The following is a 22,398-nucleotide window of genomic DNA, read 5'->3' as shown; positions in this document are numbered from 1 at the left end:
AGCGCGTCTGCGTCCCGCCTACGACGAGCGCCCGGCGGAAACTCGCGGGCGCCGCAGTTCCAGCATTGAAGGACTGGCGTCCTGGAAACGCAAAACGGCGCGATTGACCGCGCCGGCGCCTGTTGCCTCGCAGGGAAAGGCGTCCCGTCTGATCGTGCGCGGATCGAGGACGGGACGCTTCGACGTCAGGCGAGCATCCGCACCTTCGGCTCGCGCGCCCACTGCCGTGTCTTCGCGGCCGCAATGAAGGCCTTGGTGTCCGTAGCCGACAGCACGCCGCCGTCCGGCTTCACGCCGCCGGCCTTGAGGACCGCCTGCGCGCCTTCGTCCGCGGCGATCGCCTTGAGGTGACCGAAGGCGTCGCGCACCCAGTCGACGGCCGCGGCTTCGCGGGTGAGCTGCCTGCCGCCATCGGCCGAAAGCACCAGCGCGACCGCGTCGAAGACCGTCGAAGGCGTGCCGGCAAGCTGGCCGTCGGCCGGCAGACGCGTGCCGTCCGACAGCTTCGCGCCGCCAAGCTTCGGCGCGACGATCTTCACCGTCGCGCCGTCGGCCTCGGCGGCCTTGCGCAATGCCTTGACCGTCCCCGCGTCCGAACCGTCGTGCACCAGGATGCCGACGCAGCGGCCCTGCAGCGTGTCGCGCATGCGGTCGATGATGCGCAGGGCAGGCGAGAGCGGCATGTCCTTCGCCTCGACACGGGCCTCGGGCGCGGGCGGCAGCGCGTCCATGCCGAGGCCATCGGCGACGCGCTGCGCAAGGTCCGCATCGACATGGCGCAGATGGCCGACCACGGCCTCGCGCACGTGCGCAGTCTCGACCTTGGACAGTTCGAACACCAGCGCGCTCGCCATGTGCGCCTGCTCGATCTCGCTCTGGCTGCGGAAGAACAGGCGCGCCTGGCTGTAATGGTCGGCGAAGCTGTCCGGACGCACACGGCCCTTGGCGCCGTCGTCGACGGTCGCATGATGGCGATAACCGGCCTCGCGCGAGGCGCGCGGGCTGTCGGCCTGCAGCGAACTGGGCTCGTAGTTCACCCGGCCCTTGGGAATCTGCATCTGCATGTGGCCGTCGCGCTGGTTGTTGGCGAACGGGCACTTGGGCGCATTGACCGGAATCTGGTGGAAGTTCGGTCCGCCCAGACGTGAGAGCTGCGTGTCGAGATACGAGAACAGACGGCCCTGCAGCAGCGGATCGTTGCTGAAGTCGATGCCCGGCACGATGTTGGCCGGGCAGTAGGCCACCTGTTCGGTCTCGGCGAAGAAGTTGTCCGGCCAGCGGTCCAGCGTCATCCGGCCAATGACCTGCAGGGGCACGAGTTCCTCGGGAATCAGCTTGGTCGCATCGAGATGATCGAACGGGAACGCATCGGCCTCGTCTTCGGTGAACAGCTGCACCGCGAGATCCCAGGCGGGGAAGTCGCCGTTCTGGATGGCCTCGAACAGGTCGCGCCGATGGAAGTCGTTGTCGGCGGCCTGCAGCTTGAGGGCCTCGTCCCACACCGTGGACTGGATGCCCAGCACGGGCCGCCAGTGGAACTTCACGAAGGTGCTGTTGCCGTCGGCATCGAGCAAGCGGAACGTGTGCACGCCGAAGCCTTCGATGGTGCGCAGCGAGCGCGGGATCGTGCGGTCGCTCATCGCCCACATGATCATGTGCATGGTTTCGGGCGTCAGCGACACGAAGTCCCAGAACGTGTCGTGCGCACTGGCCGCCTGCGGAAATGCGCGGTCGGGCTCCATCTTCACCGAGTGCACGAGGTCCGGAAACTTCATCGCGTCCTGGATGAAGAACACCGGGATGTTGTTGCCCACCAGATCCCAGTTGCCTTCGGGCGTGTAGAACTTCACCGCGAAGCCGCGCACGTCGCGCGGCGTGTCGACCGAACCGGCGCCGCCGGCGACGGTGGAGAAGCGGGTGAACACCGGCGTCTTGACGCCGACCTCGGTGAGGATGCGCGCAGTGGTGTACTGCGACAGCGACTGCGTGAGTTCGAACGTGCCGTGCGCCGCGCTGCCGCGTGCGTGGACAATGCGCTCGGGAATGCGCTCGTGATCGAAGTGGGTGATCTTCTCGCGGAGGATGAAATCCTCCAGCAGCGTCGGCCCGCGCGGCCCGCCGGACTTGAGCGAGTTCTGGTTGTCGGCGACCGGAATGCCCTGGTTGGTCGTCAGCTGCGGATGCGAGCCACCGGCCTGCTGCTGCAGCTCGTCACCGTTGCCGCGCAGGTCGGCGGTGGCGGGCGCAGCCTTCGATATGCGGGTGTCGGGCTGCCGGGCAGACACGCGGGACGACTTGGGGGCTGGCGACTTGCTGGCCATGACGGGCTCCGACGAAAGGTCGGGCGAGCGTGGTGTCCTGCCTGTGAGGTGCGTGTGCACTTCGCGCATTCCGTCACTACCGCGTGGCGCGGAGTCGAACGGGGCGCACATGCGATGCGGCCGCGTGCGCCGGCCGCCAGCGCCATCGAAGACACGTGACCGATCAGCGCACCGAACCGGCCGCGCGCAGGCAGACCTCGCGGATCGAATCGACGAGCTGCGCAGGCACCGGAATCTTTTCCTTGAGGATCGGCGCGACCGGTCCGACCAGCGCTTCGGTGAACGCACCGACGATGCAGGCCGCGGTGACATCGGCATCCTGCGCCGGGAATTCCCTGCGTTCGATACCGGCCAGCAGGATGTCGCGGAACACGTCGCCGAAGCGGCGACGGCCGCGGATACGTTCGGCGTCCACTTCCGGGTCCACCGGCTCGGCGATGAAGGCATAGGCCAGCGCCGGACCGGCGAGGGCGCGACGCACGAAGGCTTCGATTGCGGCGCCCAGTTGTTCGCGGGCATCGGTGTGCGCGGCGGCCGCGCCCCGCAGGATCACGATCTCCGCATCGATGGCCGCGGTCAGCACTTCGACGAACAGCTCGGTCTTGGACGGGAAGTAGCGATAGATCAGCCCGGTCGACACGCCGGCCTCGGCGGCGACGGCGGCCACCTGCGCCTCGCGGAAGCCGCCCACGGACACCAGCGTGCGCGCGGCCTGGACGATCCGCTCGCGGTTGCGGGTCAGCCGCGCTTCCATCAGGTCCGAACGCCGGTAGCTCAAAATCCTGATCCTCGGTTCAATTCTTGAATTCTAGTTCAATTCTTCCCCGGAACCCGCTAGCCTGTGCGCATCGGACCACCGCGCAGGCGCGCTGCCGTGCGGGTCGTCGTCCCCGGGAACCTGGAGTCCAGCATGCGTATTCCGTCCATCGATTTCCAACTCGGCGAAGAGATCGAGATGATCCGCGAGTCCGTGCAGGACTTCGCCGCGCAGGAGATCGCGCCGCTCGCCACGCATGCCGACGAGGCCAACCAGTTCCCGCCGGCGCTGTGGACCAAACTCGGCGCGCAGGGCCTGCTGGGCATCACCGTCGAAGAGGAGTACGGCGGCACGGGCCTGGGCTATCTGGCCCATGTGGTCGCGATGGAGGAGATCTCGCGCGCCTCGGGCGGCATCGGCCTGTCCTACGGCGCGCATTCGAACCTGTGCCTCAACCAGCTGCGCAAGAACGCCACCGAGGCGCAGAAGCAGCATTACTTGCCGAAGCTGTGCAGCGGCGAACACGTCGGCGCGCTGGCGATGAGCGAGCCCGGCGCAGGCTCGGACGTGGTCGGCATGAAGCTGCGCGCCGAGCTGCGCGGCGACCGCTACGTGCTCAACGGCAACAAGATGTGGATCACCAACGGCCCCGCCGCCGATGTGCTGGTGGTCTATGCGAAGACCGATCCGGACGCCGGCCCGAAGGGCATCACCACCTTCATCATCGAGAAGGGCTTCAAGGGCTTTTCGACCGCGCAGAAGCTCGACAAGCTCGGCATGCGCTCGTCGGACACCTGCGAGCTGGTGTTCGAGGATTGCGAGGTGCCGGTCGAGAACGTGCTCGGCGAGGTCGGCGGCGGCGTCAAGGTGCTGATGTCGGGTCTGGACTACGAGCGGCTGGTGCTGTCGGGGGGTCCGCTGGGCCTGATGGCCGCGGGCCTCGATGCGGTGCTGCCGTACGTGCACGAGCGCCACCAGTTCGGCGAGGCCATCGGCAACTTCCAGCTGATGCAGGGCAAGGTCGCCGACATGTACGTCGCCTACAACGCCTGCCGCGCCTACGTGTACGCCGTGGCGAAGGCGGCCGACGCCGGCAGGATCACCCGCCAGGACGCCGCGGGCGTGATCCTCTACGCCGCCGAGAAGGCGACGTGGCTGGCCGGGCAGGCGATCCAGGCGCTGGGCGGCAACGGCTACATCAACGAGTATCCGGTGGGCCGCCTGTGGCGCGACGCCAAGCTCTACGAGATCGGCGCGGGCACGTCGGAGATCCGGCGCATGCTGATCGGCCGCGAACTGTTGCGCCAGACCAGCTGAAGGATCATTGATGGCCATCCTGCAGAGCCGGATCGACCCGGCCGGTGAGAGTTTCCAGACCAATGCCGCGGCGATGCAGGCGGCGGTCGACGATCTGCGCGCCACGCATGCGCGCATCGCCCAGGGCGGCAGCGAGGCCGCGCGCGAGAAGCACCGCAAGCGCGGCAAGCTGCTGGCGCGTGATCGCATCGATGCCTTGATCGATCCCGGCGCGCCGTTCCTCGAGGTCGCGCCGATGGCGGCGCACGGCATGTACGGCGGCGAGGTGCCCAGTGCGGGCGTCGTCGCCGGCATCGGCCTGGTCAGCGGCGTCGAATGCATGATCGTCGCCAACGATGCGACGGTGAAGGGCGGCACCTACTACCCGATGACGGTAAAGAAGCATCTGCGTGCGCAGGAGATCGCGCAGCAGAACCGCCTGCCGTGCATCTATCTGGTCGATTCCGGCGGCGCCTTCCTGCCGATGCAGGACGAGGTGTTCCCCGATCGCGACCATTTCGGCCGCATCTTCTACAACCAGGCCAATCTGTCCGCGCAGGGCATTCCGCAGATCGCCTGCGTGATGGGCTCGTGCACCGCCGGTGGCGCCTACGTGCCGGCGATGAGCGACGAGACGGTGATCGTCAAGGAGGAGGGCACGATCTTCCTCGGCGGCCCGCCGCTGGTAAAGGCGGCGACGGGCGAGGAGGTCGATGCCGAATCGCTGGGCGGTGCCGATGTGCATACGCGCATCTCCGGCGTGGCCGATCACTTCGCCGAAGACGATCTCGATGCGCTGGCGCGCGTGCGCGACATCGTCGCCTCGCTCAACTGGCGCAAGCTGGGCGAGCTGCAGATGCGGCCGTCCGAAGAGCCGCTGTATCCGGCCGAGGAACTCTACGGCGTGATTCCGGCCGATACGCGCAAGCCGTATGACGTGCGCGAAGTGATCGCGCGTCTCGTCGACGGCTCGCGCTTCGAGGAATTCAAGGCGCGCTACGGCACCACGCTGGTCACGGGCTTTGCGCATCTGCATGGCCATCCGATCGGCATCGTCGCCAACAACGGCATCCTGTTTTCCGAGAGTGCGCTCAAGGGCGCGCACTTCGTCGAGCTGTGCGCCAAGCGCGGCATCCCGTTGCTGTTCCTGCAGAACATCACCGGCTTCATGGTCGGCAAGAAATACGAGAACGGCGGCATCGCGCGTGATGGCGCGAAACTCGTGACAGCGGTCGCCTGCGCGAAGGTGCCGAAATTCACCGTCGTCATCGGCGGCAGTTTCGGTGCCGGCAACTACGGCATGAACGGCCGCGCGTACTCGCCGCGTTTCCTGTGGATGTGGCCCAACGCCCGCATCGGCGTGATGGGCGGCGAACAGGCGGCCGGCGTGCTGGCCACCGTGCGCCGCGACAGCATCGAGGCCAAGGGCGGCACGTGGTCGGCGGAAGACGAGGACGCGTTCAAGGCGCCGATCCGCGAGCAGTTCGAACAGCAGGGTCATCCGTACTACGCCAGCGCACGCCTGTGGGACGACGGCATCATCGACCCGGCCAAGACCCGGCGCGCACTGGGGCTGGCGCTGTCGGCGGCGTTGAACGCACCGAACGAAGAGACGACGTTCGGCATCTTCCGGATGTGACCGGGCGCGACGAGGACACGCAATGACCGACACACCGAACATCGCGATCGAGCGCAAGGGCGCCGTGGCGACCCTGTGGATGGATCGCCCCGAGCGACACAACGCGTTCGACGAGCACCTGATCGATGCGATCGATCGCGGCCTGCAGACGCTGGGCGCGGACGACAGCGTGCGCGTCGTCGTGCTCGCCGGTCGCGGCCGCAGCTTCTCCGCCGGCGCCGATCTCGACTGGATGCGCCGCGCGGCCGACTACGACGTGGTGCGCAACCGCGACGAAGCCGAAGCCCTTGCGCGCATGCTGCGCCGCCTGGCGGAACTGCCCAAGCCGACGATCGCGCGCGTGCATGGCGCGGCGATCGGTGGCGGGCTGGGCCTGGTCGCGGCTTGCGACATCGCGGTGGCCAGCGACAAGGCGATGTTCGCGACGTCCGAGGTCAAGTTCGGCCTGATTCCCGCGACGATCGGCCCGTACGTGCTGCGCGCGATCGGCCCGCGCCAGGCCGCGCGCTACTTCCTGACGGCCGAACTGATCCAGCCGGCGAAGGCACTCGAGATCGGGCTGTTGCATGAAGTCGTCGCCGACGACGCGCTCGACGCCACCGTCGACACGCTGGTGCAGGCGCTGGCGCAGGGCGGCCCGAATGCGCAGGCCGAATCCAAGCGGCTGATCCGCGATCTCGATGGCCAGACCATCGGCGATGCGCTGATTGCCGACACGGCCGCGCGCATCGCCGGCATCCGCGCCACCGACGAAGCACGCACGCGGCTGGACGCCTTCCTGTCCGCACGCCGCGCAAAGGACGCCCGATGAGCCCTGCAATGACCGGAGGCGCGCTGTTCGACACGGTGCTGATCGCCAATCGCGGCGAGATCGCGTGCCGCATCATCGCGACCTGTCGCCGGCTCGGCATCCGCACCGTCGCGGTGTATTCCGACGCCGACCGCAACGCGCGCCATGTGCGTCTGGCGGACGAGGCCGTGCACATCGGCCCATCGGCGGCGCGCGAGAGTTACCTGCGCGCCGACAAGCTGCTGGATGCCGCACGCCGCACCGGTGCACAGGCGATCCACCCCGGCTACGGCTTCCTGTCCGAGAACGCCGCGTTCGCGCAAGCCTGCGCCGATGCCGGCGTGGTCTTCATCGGTCCGAAGCCGTCCTCGATCCAGGCGATGGGCGACAAGCGCGAGGCCAAGGCGCTGATGCAGGCCGCGGGCGTGCCGGTGACGCCGGGCTATCACGGCGACAACCAGGAGCCCGCGTTCCTGCAGCAGCAGGCCGATGACATCCGCTACCCGGTGCTGATCAAGGCCAGCGCCGGCGGCGGCGGCAAGGGCATGCGTCTGGTCGAGAAACGCGAGGACTTCGCGGCGGCACTGCTGTCGTGCCAGCGCGAGGCCGAAAGTTCGTTCGGCGACGCGCGCGTGCTGATCGAGCGCTACATCGTGCGGCCGCGCCATGTGGAGATGCAGGTCTTCGGCGACCGCCACGGCAACGTGGTGCATCTGTTCGAGCGCGACTGCTCGGTGCAGCGGCGTCACCAGAAGGTGCTGGAAGAAGCGCCCGCGCCCGAGTTGAGTGACGCGCAGCGCGAGGCGATGGCGCAGGCTGCCGTCGCCGCAGCGCGCGCGGTCGATTACGTCGGCGCCGGCACGATCGAGTTCATCGTCGGCGAAGCAGGCGACTTCCATTTCATGGAAATGAACACCCGGCTGCAGGTTGAACATCCGGTCACCGAACTGGTCACCGGCATCGACCTCGTCGAATGGCAGTTGCGCGTCGCGGCCGGCCAGCCGCTGCCGCTGCGTCAGGATCAGATCCACCATCGCGGCCATGCGATCGAAGCGCGCCTGTACGCCGAAGACGCGCTCAAGGGTTTCCTGCCGTCAACCGGCACGCTGCAGGTCATGCAGTTCCCCGAAGCGACCGCGCACGTGCGTATCGACACCGGCGTGGAGCAGGGCGACGCGATCAGCCCGTGGTACGACCCGATGATCGCCAAGCTGATCGTCTGGGACGAGGACCGTCCGCATGCGCTGCAGCGTCTGCGGCAGACCATCGATGCGGTGCGCGTCGTCGGGGTCACGACCAACGCGGTGTTCCTCGGCCGCCTCGCGCGCCAGGCGGATTTCGCCGCGGCGCGTCTGGATACCGGACTGGTCGCGCGCGAGATCGACACACTGCTGGCGCCGCTGCCGGAAGCCGACGATGCGGTGTGGATGCTGGCAGCGCTCGGGTTGTGGGCACGGACGCGTGCATCGCCGACCGATGCGAATGCCTCGCCCTGGGCGCTGCGCGACGGTTGGCGCATCGGTGCCAGCGCGCCGCGCTACATCGAGCTGTCCGCCGGCGGCGAAACGCGCAGGCTCGCCCTGCAGCCGCATGCCGATCATGTGGAGATCGGTTTCGATGGCGCGCCGTTGCATGTGGCGACCGTTGCATGGTCGGCGCCGACGCTGACCGCCGCCCTCGACGGCGTGCGTCGCAACGTCGACGTGCTGGTGCAGGGCACGCAGGTGGTGCTGTATCGCGGCGAAGACCGCTACGTATTCGAGCATGTCGATCCGCTGCATCGCCACGCCGGTGCCGAAGCGCACGCCGGCGCGGTCGTCGCACCGATGCCCGGACGCATCGTCGAGCTGCTGGCACCGCTCGGGACGAAGATCGCCAAGGGCACGCCGCTGCTGGTGATGGAAGCGATGAAGATGGAGCACACGCTGCAGGCGCCGCACGATGGCGTGGTCAAGGCGTTCCTCGCACGCCAGGGCGATCTGGTCGCCGACGGCGCGGTGCTGGTCGATTTCGTCGACGGCGATGCGGAGACTGCGGCATGAGCGACTTCGTCCGCGTCGTCGAAGTCGGCCCGCGCGACGGCCTGCAGAACGAGCATGCGCTCGTGCCGGCCGCGACCAAGATCGCGCTGATCGACCGGCTGTCGGCCTGCGGCTTCCAGGTCGTCGAAGCCACCAGCTTCGTCAGCCCCAAGTGGGTGCCGCAGCTCGCGGATGCCGAGGACGTCCTCGCCGGCATCCAGCCGCGCGAAGGCGTGGCCTATCCGGTGCTGGTGCCCAACGCGAAAGGACTGGAGCGTGCGCTGGCCGCCGGCGTGCGTCACATCGCGGTGTTCACCGCCGCGTCGGATGCGTTCAACCTCAAGAACACCAACATTGATGTCAACGGCTCGCTGGAACGGCTGACGCCCGTCGTCGAGCAGGCACGCGCTGCCGGCGTGTCGGTACGCGGGTATGTATCGACCGTGCTCGGCTGTCCTTATCAGGGCCACGTGCCGCTGGGCGACGTGGTGCGCGTGGCCGACGCGCTGCATGCGATGGGCTGCGAGGAAATCTCGCTCGGCGACACCATCGGTGTCGGCACGCCGGCCAAGGCGCGCGAGATGCTGCTGGCCTGCGCACAGGCCGTGCCGATGGCGCAGCTCGCCGTACATTTCCATGACACCTACGGCCAGGCGCTGGCCAACGTGCTGGCGTGTCTGGAAGCCGGCGTACGCGTGGTCGACAGTGCCGTCGGCGGACTCGGCGGCTGCCCGTATGCGAAGGGCGCGAGCGGCAACCTCGCGACCGAGGATCTGCTGTACATGCTCGAAGGCCTGGGCCTGCGGACCGGCATCGATCTGCAGGCGGTGACCGACACGGCGGTGTGGATCAGCGGCGAGCTGGGACGCAAGCCGGCCAGCAAGCTCGCGACCGTGGCCCTGGCGAACGCTTGACGCACACGAAAACGGCCCGCGCTGCGGGCCGTTCCGATGCCACCTGCGCGCGGTCGATCAGACCAGACGCGTCAGCCAGCCGTGCCGATCCGGCGCGCGGCCGTACTGGATGTCGAGCAGGTCCTTGCGGATCGCCATCGTGACCTCGCCCGGCTGCGCATCCGCATCGCCCACGCTGAAGTCGTGGCCCTTGAGCACACCGATCGGCGAGATGCTGGCCGCGGTGCCGCAGGCGAAGACCTCGGCGATCTCGCCCGAACGGACGCCCTCGATCCACTCGGCGATCCCGACGCGACGCTCGGTCACGGTGTGGCCGCGATCGCGCAGCAGCTGAATCACGCTGTCGCGGGTGATGCCTTCGAGGATGCTGCCGGTCAGCGACGGGGTGATGACGCTGCCGTCCTTCTGCACCAAGAAGACGTTCATGCCGCCGAGTTCTTCGACGTAGGTGTTGGTCTCGGCATCGAGGAACAGCACCTGCGCGCAGCCGTTCTCGACCGCCTCGCGCTGCGGCAGCAGGGACGAGGCGTAGTTGCCGCCGCACTTGGCCGAACCGGTGCCGCCGCGGCCTGCGCGTGCGTAATCGCGCGACAGCCAGATCGAGACCGGCTTGATGCCGCCCTTGAAGTAGGCGCCCGCGGGGCTGGCGATCACGTAGTAGGCCACGCGACGCGCCGGACGCACGCCGAGGAAATCCTCGTTTGCGATCATGAAGGGGCGGATGTACAGGCTCGATTCGCCGCCGCCCGGCACCCAGGCTTCATCCGTCTGCACGAGCTGCTTGATCGATTCGACGAACAGGTCCACCGGCAGTTCCGGCAGCGCCATGCGGCGCGCCGAATGCTGCAGGCGACGGCCGTTTGATTCGGGACGGAAGGTCCACACCGAACCGTCGGCATGCCGGAACGCCTTCATGCCCTCAAAGATTTCCTGGCCGTAGTGCAGCACCGCGGCCGCCGGCGAGAACGTCAGCGGGCCGTAGGGGCGCACGTGTGCGTCGTGCCAGCCGTCTTCGACGGTCCAGTCGATCGCGACCATGTGGTCGGTGAAGTGGGTGCCGAAGCCCGGATCGGCGAGGATCTTCTCGCGGTCGGCCTGCGCGCGCGCCGCCTGCGACGGCACGATGCGGAAGGTGGGGAACGTGGTGTCGGTCATGCGCGGAACTCAGATGTGCAAGGCGTGGCCGAGTGCGCGCAGCGCGGCTTCCTGCACGGCTTCGCCCAGCGTCGGGTGGGGATGGATGGTACCGGCGATGTCCTCGAGCGTGGCGCCCATCTCGATGGACTGCACGAAGGCGATCGACAGTTCCGAGACCTGCACGCCGACGGCCTGCCAGCCGAGGATGCGGTGGTCACCCGCACGCGCGACCACGCGCACGAAGCCGTCGGTCGACTCCAGCGACATCGCACGGCCGTTGGCGGCGAAGGGGAACATCGAGGTCTTGATCTCGATGCCTTGCGCCTTGGCTTCGTCCGGCGACAGGCCGACGACGACGACTTCGGGATCGGTGAAGCACACCGCCGGGATTGCGGCCGGCATGAAGTGGCGCTTCTTGCCGCTGACGATCTCGGCGACGAGTTCGCCCTGCGCCATCGCGCGGTGCGCGAGCATCGGCTCGCCGGCAACGTCGCCGATCGCCCAGACGTTGCGCATCGAGGTCCTGCACTGGTCGTCGATCTTGATCGCCTTGCCGGCGAGATCGAGGCCCAGCGATTCGAGGTTGAAACCGTCGGTCTTCGGGCGACGGCCCACCGCGACCAGGATCTGGTCGGCGTCGAGCGTGAGCTCGGTGCCGTCGGGATCGCGCACGCGCAGCGCGCCGCCATCGGTCAGGCCCAGCACGCTGTGTTTGACCAGCACCTTGACGCCCGACTTCTGCAGGTGCGTGGCGACCGGCTTGGTCAGTTCGTTGTCGTAAGCCGGCAGGATGCGGTCCTGTGCTTCGACCACGGTCACCTCGCAACCGAGCTTGCGGTACACGGTGCCGAGTTCCAGACCGATGTAACCGCCACCGACGACGATCAGGTGCTTGGGCAGCGCGGTCGGCGACAGCGCTTCGGTCGACGAGATGACCTTGCCGCCGAAGGGCAGGAAGGGCAGTTCCACCGGCTCCGAACCCGTAGCCAGCAGCAGGTGCTCGCACTTGATGCGCAGGTTGCCGCCGTCTTCGCCGGCGCCCGCGACATCGACGGTCTTGCCGTCGACGATCGTGGCCCAGCCCTTGACCAGCTGCGCGCCGTTCTTCTTCAGCAGCGCACTGACGCCGCTGGTGAGCTTCTTGACGATGCCGGCCTTCCACTCGACGGTCTTGGCGATGTCGAGCGCAGGCGCCTGCACGGTGATGCCGAGCGGCGAAGTGCCGGCCGCGAAGGCTGCGGTCTTGGCGAATTCCTCGGCGGCATGGATCAGCGCTTTGGACGGAATGCAGCCGATGTTGAGGCAGGTACCGCCCGGGTTCACGCCTTCGACGACGATGGTCTTGACGCCGAGCTGGCCGGCGCGGATACCGGCGATGTAGCCGCCGGGGCCGCCGCCGATGACCAGCAGCTGGGTTTCGATCGTTTGAGTCATTCGGTCACTCCACGAACAGCAATGCAGGGGTCTCGATGCGACGACGGATCGCCTGCACGAATTCGGCCGCGTCCATGCCGTCGACGATGCGATGGTCGAACGAGGACGAGAGGTTCATCAGCTTGCGTGCGACCACCTGGCCGTCCTTGAACATCGGACGTTCGATGATGCGGTTGACGCCGACGATCGCGACTTCCGGATGGTTGATGATCGGCGTTGTGACGATGCCGCCGACCGGGCCGAGGCTGCTGATGGTGATGGTCGAACCCGACAGTTCCTCGCGCGTGGCCTTGCCGTCGCGCACCGCGGCCGCGAGGCGCGCGATCTCGCCGGCGGTCTGCCACAGGTCCAGCGATTCGGCATGTGCGATCACCGGCACCGACAGGCCCACCGCGCTCTGCGTGGCGATGCCGAGCTGCACGCCTTCGTAGCGGGTGACGATGTTGGCCTCGTCGTCGAACCGGGCGTTCATCTGCGGGAAGTCGCGCGCGGCGAGGATCACCGCGCGTGCCAGCAACGGCAGCAGGGTCAGCTTGCCGCGCGTCTTGCCCCAGCGCTCGTTGAGCTTCGCGCGCAGGACTTCGACTTCGGTGACGTCGATCTCTTCCACATAGGTGATGTGCGGAATGTTCGACCACGACTGCTGCATCTTCTGCGCGATCTTGCGGCGCAGGCCCATGATCTGGATCTGCTGCTCACCGGTGCGACGCGCATAGCCGCCGCCCGAAGCGCTACCGCCACTCGCCTGCGCCTTGCCACCCGCTTCGGCATAGGCGTCCAGATCGGCCTGCAGGATACGACCGCCCGGACCGGTAGCCGGCACGTAACGCAGTTCGATGCCCATGTCCCAGGCGCGGCGACGCACGGCCGGCGAGGCCAGCGGCTGCTCACCGGCAGCGAGCACGCTGTTGGTGATCGCGCCACGCGCTTCGGACTTCGCAGCCGGTGCGGGCGCGGCGCTCTTCGCGGGCGCGGCGGCAGGCGTGGGCTCGGCGGCCGGTGCCGGCTTCGGTGCTTCGACCTTCGGCGCTTCCGCCTTCGGTTCGGCGGGCTTGGCGGCAGCCGGTTCCGGCTCGGCCGCGCCGGCCTTCAGATTGCCGGCGCCTTCGACTTCCAGGCGGATCAGCTCGCTGCCGACGGCCATCATCTCGCCGGGCTTGCCGCCCAGCGAGACGACCGTGCCGGCGACGGGCGAGGGGATCTCGACCATGGCCTTGTCGGTCATGACCTCGGCCACGACCTGGTCTTCGGCGACGGTGCCGCCGACCTCGACCTTCCAGGCGATGACTTCGACTTCGGCGATGCCTTCGCCGATGTCCGGCATCTTGATGACGTGGTGTCCCATGGCTCAGTCCTCCAGCACGCGGTGCATCGCGTCGATGACCCGGGCCGGGCCCGGGAAGTAGTCCCATTCCTGCGCGTGCGGGTAGGGCGTGTCCCAACCGGTAACGCGTTCGACAGGCGCTTGCAGGTGATAGAAGCAGTGCTCCTGCACCAGCGCGACGAGTTCGGCGCCGAAGCCGCAGGTGCGCGTGGCCTCGTGCAGCACGATGCAGCGGCCGGTCTTCTTGACCGAGGCGACGATGGCGTCGAGATCCAGCGGCCACAGGCTGCGCAGGTCGATGACTTCGGCATCGATGCCGGCGTCTTCTGCCGCCGCCTGCGCCACCCACACCGTGGTGCCGTAGGTCAGGATGGTCACGGCCTGGCCTTCGCGGACGACGGCGGCCTTGTCCAGCGGCACCGAGTAGTAGCCTTCCGGCACCACGTTGTCGGCGTGCTTGGACCACGCGGTGACCGGGCGGTCGTGGTGACCGTCGAACGGACCGTTGTAGAGGCGCTTGGGCTCCAGGAAGATCACCGGATCGTCGTTCTCGATCGAGGCGATCAGCAGCCCCTTGGCGTCGTACGGATTCGACGGCATGACCGTGCGCAGGCCGGCCACGTGGGCGAAGATCGCCTCCGGGCTCTGACTGTGGGTCTGGCCGCCGTAGATGCCGCCGCCGCAGGGCGTGCGGAACACCAGCGGCGAGGTGAACATGCCGCCAGAGCGATACCGCAGGCGCGCGGCCTCGGACACGATCTGGTCGTAGGCCGGATAGATGTAGTCGGCGAACTGGATCTCCGCGACCGGGCGCAGACCGTAGGCGGCCATGCCGATCGCCGCGCCGGCGATGCCGCTTTCGGAAATCGGCGCGTCGAACACGCGCTGCTTGCCGTACTTGGCCTGCAGGCCGTCGGTGCAGCGGAACACGCCGCCGAAGTAGCCGACGTCCTCGCCGAAGATCACGACGTTGTCGTCGCGCTCCAGCATCACGTCCATCGCCGACCGCAGGGCCTGGATCATCGTCATCGGCGCGCTGCCGGTGGTCTGTACTGCTTGATCGCTCATGTGATCAGACTCCCAACTGCTGGCGCTGGAGGCGGAGGTGTTCGGGCATGTCCTTGTAGACGTCGTTGAACATGTCGGCCGCGCCGGGGCGGTTGTCGCTGCCGAGCAAGCCGTGGGTCTCGGCTTCCTTCAGTGCGCGCGAGATCTCGGCGTCGTACTCGCTGCGCGCGGTCTCGTGCTGTTCGTCGCTCCACAGGCCGCGCTTGATCATGTGCGCCTTGAGGCGCTCGATCGGATCGCCGAGCGGGAAGTGCTGGGCGTCGTCGGCGGGGCGGTACTTGGACGGATCGTCCGAGGTCGAGTGCGGACCGGCGCGGTAGGTGACCCACTCGATCATCGTCGCGCCGAGGTTGCTGCGCGCACGCTCGGCGGCCCAGCGCGAAGCGGCATAGACGGCCAGCAGATCGTTGCCGTCCACGCGCAGCGACGGAATGCCGTAGGCCGCGCCGCGTGCGGCGAAGGTGGTGTTCTCGCCACCGGCGATCGCCTGGAAGGTCGAGATCGCCCACTGGTTGTTGACGACGTTGAGGATCACCGGCGCGCGGTACACGTGACCGAACACCAGCGCGGCGTGGAAGTCGCCCTCGGCGGTGGCGCCGTCGCCGACCCACGCGGTCGCGATCTTGGTGTCGCCCTTGATCGCCGAGGCCATCGCCCAGCCCACGGCCTGGATGTACTGGGTGGTCAGGTTGCCGGAGATCGAGAAGAAGCCGGCGTCCTTGTACGAGTACATGATCGGCAGCTGTCGGCCCTTGAGCGGGTCGGCGGCGTTCGACAGGATCTGGCACATCATGCTGACCAGCGGCACGTCGCGCACGATCACGATGCCCTGCTGGCGATATGTCGGGAACTGCATGTCGCCATCGCGCAGCGCCAGCGTCTGGCCGACCGCGATGGCTTCCTCGCCGGTGCACTGGATGTAGAACGAGGTCTTCTTCTGGCGCTGCGCGATCAGCATGCGCGCGTCGAACGCACGCGTCTTGAGCATCGCGTGCATCGCGCGGGTCAGCACCTCGTCGGGGATGTCGGCGGCCCAGGGACCGACGGCGTCGCCGTTGTCGTCGAGCACGCGGATCAGCTGCCGGGTCAGCGGCATGGTCTGCTGGGCGGTCACGTCCAGCGCGGGCTTTTCGACCGCGCCGGCCGGGCTGAGCTGCAGATAGGAGAAGTCGGTGGCCTGGCCCGGGCGGGCGCTGGGCTCGGGCACGTACAGGCGCAGGGGCGCGCTGCCGGACGGATTCGGAGCGGTGGACATGTCAGAAGCCTCGCTGGACATGGAACATGGCGCTGGGGGCATGCCGGCGGCGGGGGGCGCTGGCGATGGCGGCGTGGCGGGCATCGGCGGGCGATGGCGTCACGGCGGCGGGCGCGTGGGGCGCACGCCGGAATGGTCGGGACGGTGCACAGTGCAAGAACGCTTCTCCCGGTCGGGCGGACGTCGGTCCGCGGTGTGCAAGGCGGTCCGCGACACGCGCATTCCGCCAGACGTGAAGTCTAAGGGCGGCACTGTTTATCGTAAATTTGTTTAATTGACTATGAGGTATCGTGAAATCCGATACCCGCCGGTCGCCGGAGCAGGCAGTGCAGATTCCCGCCAATATGTCGCTGCGCCAGTTGCGCTATTTCGCCGAGGCCGCCGAGTTGGGGCAGTTCTCGCAGGCCGCGCGCAAGCTGCACGTGTCCCAGTCGGTCATCACGACGGCCGTCGCCCAGCTCGAGACGCTGCTGGGGCTGCGCCTGTTCGACCGCATGCCGCACGGCGTGGTGCTGACCGCCGAGGGCCATCGCTTCCACCAGCACGTGCGCCACATCCTCGACACCTTGCAGGACGCATTGAGCGAGCCGATGTTCCTGGCCAACACGCTGGCCGGCACGGTACGCGTGGGGGCGTCCTACACGGTGCTGGGCTACTTCCTGCCGAGCCTGCTGGCGCGGTTCAAGCGCTCGTACCCGCAGGTGGAGATCGACCTGATCGACATGGACCGCACCGAGATCGAGAGGGGCGTGGCGGAAGGTGCACTCGATTTCGGCCTGTGCGTCATCTCCAACATGGTCCCGCCCTACGTGCTCAAGCGGCAGGTGCTGATCCAGTCGCGCCGCCAGTTGTGGCTGGCCGAGTCGCATCCGCTGGCGCAGCTGCCCGTGGTCGGACTGGCCGACGTGGCGCCGTATCCCTACATCATGCTCAAGGTGGAGGAGGGCGAGTCGTCGGCGATGCGCTTCTGGCAGTCGGCCGAGCACACGCCCAATGTCGCGTTCCGCACCTCGTCGCTGGAAGCGCTGCGCGGCCTGGTGGGCTACGGCTTCGGGGTGAGCATCCTGTCGGACATGGTCTACCGGCCGTGGTCGCTGGACGGGCGCCGGATCGATGTGCGCACGCTGTCGGACGCGATTCCGCCGATGGATGTCGGCCTGGTGCAGCGTCCGGACGCGGAACTGCCGGCGCCGGCGCATGCGCTGCAGCAGTTCCTGGTGCTGGCCTGTGGCGCCTGACGGACGATCGCCGTGAGTTCCAGGCGCAGCGGTTTCGCAGGCAACAAGGCCTACCTGCCGAGCAAGCCCTGCGCGGTCTGCGGCCGCACGATGACCTGGCGCAAGGCCTGGGCGAAGACCTGGGACGAGGTGCGCTACTGCTCGGAACGCTGCCGGCGCCAGAAGCATGCGCCGACGTCGGCCGATGGACCGGCCCATGGCTGATCAGGCGGTCCGCACGCTCGTTCTGGTGCTTGGCGACCAGCTCGATGCCGCCGCGGCCGCGTTCGACGGCTGCGATCCGGCGCGCGACGCGATCTGGATGGCCGAGGTCGCCGAGGAATCGACGCACGTGTGGTCGACGAAGATGCGCACCGCGCTGTTTCTCAGCGCGATGCGACATTTCGCCGCCGAACGCCGCGCGGCGGGTTGGACGGTGCACTACCGTGCGCTCGACGATGCGGAGAACCGCGGCACGCTCGCGAACGAACTGGCGCATGCGATCACGGCCTTGCGTCCCGCGGGCCTGCGCCTGACCGCGCCGGGCGACTGGCGCGTGCTGCAGGCCATCCGCGGCGCGGCGGGCGCGGCAGGCGTGCCGCTCCACATCGCGCCGGATCGGCATTTCTATTGCGACGTCCGCGACTTCGCACACTGGGCACGCGGCCAGTCCGAACTGCGGCTGGAAACCTTCTACCGCAACCTGCGCCAGCGCCACGGCGTGCTGATGGAGGCCGACGGGCCTGCAGGCGGCCGCTGGAATTTCGATACCGAGAACCGCGCGCCGTTCGGCCCGCAGGGCCCGGGCGCGACGCCGCTCCCACTGCAGATCGAACCCGATGCGATCACGCGCGAGGTGCTGGCGCTCGTGCGCACGCGCCTTGCCGATCATCCCGGCGCGCTCAACGGTTTCGCCTGGCCGGTGACGCGCACACAGGCGCTGGATGCGCTGACGCGTTTCATCGACGAACGTCTTCCGGCGTTCGGCCAGTGGCAGGACGCGCTGTGGCCGCAGGCGCCGTGGCTTTGGCACTCGCAGCTCGCGTCCGCGCTGAACCTCAAGCTGCTGTCGCCGCGCGAGGTGGTCGACGCCGCCGAGACCGCGTGGCGCGCAGGCCGGGCGCCGATCGCGGCGGTCGAGGGCTTCATCCGCCAGATCCTGGGCTGGCGCGAATACGTGCGCGGCGTGTACTGGACGCAGATGCCGCGCTATGCGGGATCCAATGCGCTGGACGCGCACGAGGATCTGCCCGCGTTCTTCTGGACTGGTGACGCGCCGATGCCGTGCCTGGCCGACGCCCTCCGGCAGACGCTCGACCTCGGCTATGCGCATCACATCCAGCGACTGATGGTCATCGGTCTGTACGCGCAACTGCTCGGCGTGGAACCGGCGCAGGTGCATCGCTGGTATCTGGCGGTCTACGTCGACGCGGTGGAATGGGTGGAGATGCCGAACGTGCTGGGCATGAGCCAGTACGCCGACGGCGGGCTGATGAGCAGCAAGCCCTACATCGCCAGCGGTCGTTACATCGAACGCATGAGCGCAGGCAGCTACTGCAGCCGCTGCGCCTTCGATCCAGGCCAGCGCACCGGACCGACCGCCTGCCCGTACACGCGGCTGTACTGGGATTTCATGCTCCGGCACGAAACGCTGCTGGCCGACAACTCGCGCACCCGCCAGCAGGTCCGCAGTCTGGAGCGGCTGGAGGCCGGCGAGCGTGCGGCGATCCGCGCCGAATCCGAGGCCTGGCGACGTACGCAGAGCTGAAGCGGCGCGCAGGCGCTTGCGTTAAAGTCGCCGCCCGGCTGCCTTGCAGCGCCCGCCTGCGACGACGACATGGTCAGGATTCTCGGCATTTCCGGCAGCCTGCGCGCCGGCTCGTTCAACACCGCGTTGCTGCATGCGGCCCGCGACGTGGCGGGCGAGGGCATCGAACTGGAAATCGCCACGCTGCACGGCATTCCGCTCTACGACGGCGACGCCGAAGCGGCCGACGGCATTCCGGCAGCGGTCGAGGCGTTAAAGGCGCAGATCCGCGCCGCCGACGGCCTGCTGCTGTCGACGCCGGAATACAACAACGGCATCCCCGGTGTGTTCAAGAACGCCATCGACTGGCTGTCGCGACCGGCCAGCGGCATCGGCGAACTGTTCGGCGGCCGCCCGGTCGCGTTGATCGGCGCCTCGGCCGGTGGCTTCGGCACCGTGCTTTCGCAGGCCGCGTGGCTGCCGGTGCTGCACACGCTGGGCGTCGACCACTGGTCGGGCGCCAGGCTGCTGGTTTCGCGCGCAGGCCAGACCTTTGCCGATGGCGTGCTGGTCGACGAAAAGGTGCGCCAGCAGCTGGCCGCGTTCGTGCAGGGCTTCGCCGCCGACATCGCCGCGCGGCGCTGATCGATGGACGCGATGCCGCCACCCGACGAAGCGACCTGGATGCGCCAGGCGCTCGCGCTTGCCGAACGCGCATCGCGCGAGGACGACGAGATTCCGGTCGGCGCACTGGTCGTCGGCCCGGATGGCGTGGTGATCGGCGAGGGCTGGAACCGCAACATCGCCGAACACGATCCCAGCGCGCATGCGGAGATCGTCGCGATGCGGCGGGCAGGGCAGGCGCTGGGCAATCACCGGCTGGTCGGCTGCACGCTCTACGTGACGCTGGAACCCTGCGCGATGTGCGCGATGGCGATGGTGCATGCGCGCGTATCGCGCGTGGTCTTCGGCGCCTTCGATCCGAAGACCGGCGCCGCCGGCAGTGTGTTCGACATGCTGGCCGACCCGCGGCACAACCATCGCATCGAGGTCACCGGCGGTGTGCTGGCGGATGTGGCCGGGCCGATGCTGACCAACTATTTTCGCGCCAAGCGCGGCTTGGCGCCGCGCTGAACTGAAAGCCCTCCCCCGCGAGCGGGGGAGGGTTGGGTGGGGGCGAAGCGTCCGACGATGCTGGAAACGAGATCGAGCGAAGAACATCTGGAGCCCTGCGAGCTCGGGACTTCTGCAACCTGAGCGTTTGCCTCCATCCCGACCTTCCCCCGCAGGCGGGGGAAGGTGCAAAGCGCACCTCAGATCAACGGACTGCGCCGATTGGCCTTGCGGTGCGCGTCGTCCATTTCCTCGTTGACCGCATGCACGGCCATCGAGGCTTCGCGCGCCAGCAGCAGGCTGGCGGCGAACATCGCCAGCACGCCGAGCGCGGCGAGGATGGTCGGCGCCTGGCCAAAGCGATGGTCGAAGAACGAGTCGCCGGCAACCGTCAGGCTGGTGCCGACGAAGCAGCTGATCGCCACGTACAGCAGCTGGCTGCCGCGCAGGATGATGCGGCTGCGGCGCCGCTGCAGCGCGATGCGCGCTTCGAGGATGCGACGGTCCTCGGTGTCGTGGCCGTCGTCGTCGGCGAGATCGCGCAGCAAGGATCGGGTGCGATCGATCACGCGCGCGAGCCGCGCGTTGGCGGTGCCGAGCAGGGACGCGGTGGCGGTCAGGAAGAACGCCGGCGCGAGCATCGCGGTGAGGATGGCGTAATGCGTCACGGAAGGATTCGACAGGATCTGGGAAGGGAACACGCAGGCGGCTCGTCGAGACGGCTGGGATATCATGCGCCGTCACTACGTGGAAGGCGAACGCACGCATGAATGCCGACAGGGCCAGCGAGGGCCGGTTGATCTGGATCGACCTGGAGATGACCGGACTGGATACCGATCACGACCAGATCCTCGAGATCGCCACCATCGTCACCGATGGCGAACTCAACATCCTCGCCGAAGGTCCGGAACTCGCGATCGTGCAGTCGCTGGACACGCTCGAAGCGATGGACGACTGGAACCGCGGCCAGCACCGGCGCTCGGGCCTGTGGCAGCGGTCGCTCGAACAGGGCGTCGGTCTGGCAGAAGCGCAGGCACGCACGCTGGAGTTCCTCAGGCTCTGGGTCGAGCCGGGCAAGTCGCCGATGTGCGGCAATTCGATCTGCCAGGACCGGCGCTTCCTGCACCGGCAGATGCCCGAGCTGGAGAAGTTCTTCCACTACCGCAATCTGGACGTCAGCACGCTCAAGGAACTCGCGCGTCGCTGGGCGCCGCAGGTGCTGGCGGGTTTCACCAAGCATTCGGCGCACACCGCGCTGAGCGACGTGCGCGATTCGATCGACGAACTGCGCCACTACCGGCGGCACTTGGCCGCGCTCGCGAGCCCCTGAGCGCCGGCAGCGGCGCGAATTCAGTCGCGTCGCAACTGCGGCGCGCCCGCCAGGGCATCGTTGGGCACGGCCTGCGTGCCCGGCGGCAGGTGGTGGTACATGTGCACGTCGCGCTGCGGGAACGGAATTGAGATGCCGCCCGCGTCGAAGCGCTTCTTGATCTGCTCGGTCAGCATGCACTTCACGCCCCACCAGTCGGCATTGGCGACGTGACAGGTCGCGCCAAGATTGACGCTGTTGTCGCCCAGCGAATAGACCACGACCGCCGGCGCCGGCTCGGCGAGCACGCGCGGGTCTTCCTGCATGATGCCGAGGATCACCGCGCGCGCGGTATCGATGTCGTCGGCGTAGCCGATGCCCACGACGACTTCTACGCGGCGGCGCGTGTCGGGCGTGAGGTTGATGATCGAATCGGCGGTGATCAGGCTGTTGGGCAGCACGATGAGCTGGTTGTCGGCGCCGCGCAGCTTGGTCTGGAAGATGCTCACGTCTTCCACCGTGCCGGTGACGCCGTTGATCGTCACCACGTTGCCCGCGCGGAACGGCTTGAGCGTCACCAGCATCACGCCTGAGGCGATGTTGGACAGCGAATCCTTGAGCGCCAGGCCGATCGCCAGGCCCGCGGCGCCGAGCACCGCGACCATCGAGGTCATCGGCACGCCAATCACCTGCAGCGAGGCGAGCACCAGCACCACCAATAGGATCACGTAGGCGACCTTGCGCAGGAAATGTGTCGCGGTGGGCTCCACGTGCGCGCGCGTGAGCCCGCGCTCGGCGAGGCCGGCAATCCACTTGGCGATGCGCAGTCCGATCAGGAACAGCAGCAGCGCGCCCGCCACGCGCAGACCCCAGGCCAACGCGATGTCTTCCCAGCCCGACGCCTGCAGGCGAGTCCACCAACGCTCCATCATGATTTTCCTCGAATCGCCCGGCGTCGCGGGCAGCGACGGCAGCTTAGGCGGCGCGGTGTTCCCAAAAGGTCAAACGGATCGGGGCATCTTTCTGCGAGGCGGATGCGTGCCGGCGAAGGAAGTG

20 protein-coding genes are annotated in these 22,398 nt (G+C 68.2%); 11 read left to right on the top strand and 9 right to left on the bottom strand.

Features of this window, described 5'->3' with window-relative positions; genetic code table 11:
- Positions 1 to 185: 185 nt before the first annotated feature.
- On the bottom strand, positions 186 to 2,321 hold the full coding sequence (locus E2F49_RS03980; protein ID WP_133392704.1) for a catalase: 2,136 nt from the start codon (positions 2,319 to 2,321) through the stop codon (positions 186 to 188).
- Between the two features lie 163 nt (positions 2,322 to 2,484).
- Entirely contained in the window at positions 2,485 to 3,099 is a 615-nt protein-coding gene (locus E2F49_RS03975) for a TetR/AcrR family transcriptional regulator (protein WP_133392703.1), read from the bottom strand.
- A gap of 132 nt (positions 3,100 to 3,231) precedes the next feature.
- Here E2F49_RS03975 and E2F49_RS03970 point away from each other — a divergent pair, with 132 nt between their 5' ends.
- The 5 genes from E2F49_RS03970 to E2F49_RS03950 are packed head-to-tail and all read left to right on the top strand — an operon-like array spanning position 3,232 to position 9,738.
- Positions 3,232 to 4,395: an isovaleryl-CoA dehydrogenase gene (locus tag E2F49_RS03970; RefSeq protein ID WP_133392702.1), complete on the top strand. Its 1,164-nt coding sequence runs from the start codon at positions 3,232 to 3,234 to the stop codon at positions 4,393 to 4,395.
- A gap of 10 nt (positions 4,396 to 4,405) precedes the next feature.
- Positions 4,406 to 6,013 (top strand): carboxyl transferase domain-containing protein, encoded by a 1,608-nt coding sequence (locus tag E2F49_RS03965; RefSeq protein WP_133392701.1) that lies wholly within the window; start codon positions 4,406 to 4,408, stop codon positions 6,011 to 6,013.
- Between the two features lie 22 nt (positions 6,014 to 6,035).
- On the top strand, positions 6,036 to 6,824 hold the full coding sequence (locus tag E2F49_RS03960; protein ID WP_133392700.1) for an enoyl-CoA hydratase-related protein: 789 nt from the start codon (positions 6,036 to 6,038) through the stop codon (positions 6,822 to 6,824).
- Positions 6,821 to 8,845 carry an acetyl/propionyl/methylcrotonyl-CoA carboxylase subunit alpha gene (locus E2F49_RS03955; RefSeq protein WP_243713410.1) on the top strand — a complete coding sequence of 675 codons (2,025 nt, stop codon included), beginning with the start codon at positions 6,821 to 6,823 and terminating at the stop codon, positions 8,843 to 8,845. Before E2F49_RS03960 ends, E2F49_RS03955 begins: the two co-directional genes overlap by 4 nt.
- Complete coding sequence (locus E2F49_RS03950) at positions 8,842 to 9,738, top strand: hydroxymethylglutaryl-CoA lyase (RefSeq protein ID WP_133392699.1); 897 nt, start codon at positions 8,842 to 8,844, stop codon at positions 9,736 to 9,738. The genes E2F49_RS03955 and E2F49_RS03950 overlap by 4 nt, the downstream gene beginning before the upstream one ends.
- A gap of 57 nt (positions 9,739 to 9,795) precedes the next feature.
- On the opposite strand, the gene E2F49_RS03945 is transcribed toward E2F49_RS03950, so the two are convergent.
- The 5 genes from E2F49_RS03945 to E2F49_RS03925 are packed head-to-tail and all read right to left on the bottom strand — an operon-like array spanning position 9,796 to position 15,956.
- A complete protein-coding gene (locus tag E2F49_RS03945; RefSeq protein WP_133392698.1) occupies positions 9,796 to 10,893 on the bottom strand; it encodes a branched-chain amino acid aminotransferase in 1,098 nt (365 codons plus the stop codon).
- A gap of 9 nt (positions 10,894 to 10,902) precedes the next feature.
- Positions 10,903 to 12,309 (bottom strand): dihydrolipoyl dehydrogenase, encoded by a 1,407-nt coding sequence (gene lpdA, locus E2F49_RS03940; protein WP_133392697.1) that lies wholly within the window; start codon positions 12,307 to 12,309, stop codon positions 10,903 to 10,905.
- Positions 12,310 to 12,313: 4 nt separating this feature from the next.
- A complete protein-coding gene (locus tag E2F49_RS03935) occupies positions 12,314 to 13,654 on the bottom strand; it encodes a dihydrolipoamide acetyltransferase family protein (RefSeq protein WP_133392696.1) in 1,341 nt (446 codons plus the stop codon).
- Between the two features lie 3 nt (positions 13,655 to 13,657).
- Positions 13,658 to 14,701, bottom strand: coding sequence for an alpha-ketoacid dehydrogenase subunit beta (locus E2F49_RS03930; RefSeq protein WP_133392695.1), 1,044 nt, complete (start codon positions 14,699 to 14,701; stop codon positions 13,658 to 13,660).
- Between the two features lie 4 nt (positions 14,702 to 14,705).
- Positions 14,706 to 15,956: a thiamine pyrophosphate-dependent enzyme gene (locus E2F49_RS03925; protein WP_133392694.1), complete on the bottom strand. Its 1,251-nt coding sequence runs from the start codon at positions 15,954 to 15,956 to the stop codon at positions 14,706 to 14,708.
- Positions 15,957 to 16,246: 290 nt separating this feature from the next.
- Between E2F49_RS03925 and E2F49_RS03920 the strand changes: the two genes are divergently transcribed.
- The 5 genes from E2F49_RS03920 (at position 16,247) to tadA (ending at position 20,054) form a co-directional block, all read left to right on the top strand.
- Complete coding sequence (locus tag E2F49_RS03920; protein WP_243713402.1) at positions 16,247 to 17,194, top strand: LysR family transcriptional regulator; 948 nt, start codon at positions 16,247 to 16,249, stop codon at positions 17,192 to 17,194.
- 12 nt (positions 17,195 to 17,206) lie between these two features.
- Positions 17,207 to 17,398: a DUF2256 domain-containing protein gene (locus E2F49_RS03915; protein WP_133392693.1), complete on the top strand. Its 192-nt coding sequence runs from the start codon at positions 17,207 to 17,209 to the stop codon at positions 17,396 to 17,398.
- Complete coding sequence (locus tag E2F49_RS03910) at positions 17,391 to 18,941, top strand: cryptochrome/photolyase family protein (protein ID WP_133392692.1); 1,551 nt, start codon at positions 17,391 to 17,393, stop codon at positions 18,939 to 18,941. Before E2F49_RS03915 ends, E2F49_RS03910 begins: the two co-directional genes overlap by 8 nt.
- Positions 18,942 to 19,010: 69 nt before the next feature.
- The gene (locus tag E2F49_RS03905; RefSeq protein WP_133392691.1) at positions 19,011 to 19,565 is read left to right on the top strand and encodes an NADPH-dependent FMN reductase; all 555 of its coding nucleotides are present in this window, start codon (positions 19,011 to 19,013) and stop codon (positions 19,563 to 19,565) included.
- Between the two features lie 3 nt (positions 19,566 to 19,568).
- The gene (gene tadA, locus E2F49_RS03900) at positions 19,569 to 20,054 is read left to right on the top strand and encodes a tRNA adenosine(34) deaminase TadA (RefSeq protein WP_133392690.1); all 486 of its coding nucleotides are present in this window, start codon (positions 19,569 to 19,571) and stop codon (positions 20,052 to 20,054) included.
- Positions 20,055 to 20,233: 179 nt separating this feature from the next.
- Here tadA and E2F49_RS03895 read toward each other — a convergent pair whose 3' ends face one another.
- The gene (locus E2F49_RS03895) at positions 20,234 to 20,701 is read right to left on the bottom strand and encodes a DUF2721 domain-containing protein (RefSeq protein WP_243713398.1); all 468 of its coding nucleotides are present in this window, start codon (positions 20,699 to 20,701) and stop codon (positions 20,234 to 20,236) included.
- A gap of 98 nt (positions 20,702 to 20,799) precedes the next feature.
- Between E2F49_RS03895 and orn the strand changes: the two genes are divergently transcribed.
- Complete coding sequence (gene orn / locus E2F49_RS03890) at positions 20,800 to 21,363, top strand: oligoribonuclease (RefSeq protein ID WP_133392688.1); 564 nt, start codon at positions 20,800 to 20,802, stop codon at positions 21,361 to 21,363.
- Positions 21,364 to 21,383: 20 nt separating this feature from the next.
- Here orn and E2F49_RS03885 read toward each other — a convergent pair whose 3' ends face one another.
- Positions 21,384 to 22,271: a mechanosensitive ion channel family protein gene (locus tag E2F49_RS03885; protein WP_165971113.1), complete on the bottom strand. Its 888-nt coding sequence runs from the start codon at positions 22,269 to 22,271 to the stop codon at positions 21,384 to 21,386.
- Positions 22,272 to 22,398 lie beyond the last annotated feature (127 nt).

The organism is Luteimonas terrae (genome assembly GCF_004358165.1).
In the GTDB taxonomy this organism is placed as follows: domain Bacteria; phylum Pseudomonadota; class Gammaproteobacteria; order Xanthomonadales; family Xanthomonadaceae; genus Luteimonas; species Luteimonas terrae.
The sequence above is the reverse complement of the archived record's forward strand: the minus strand, read 5'-3'. Positions and strand labels throughout refer to the sequence as shown.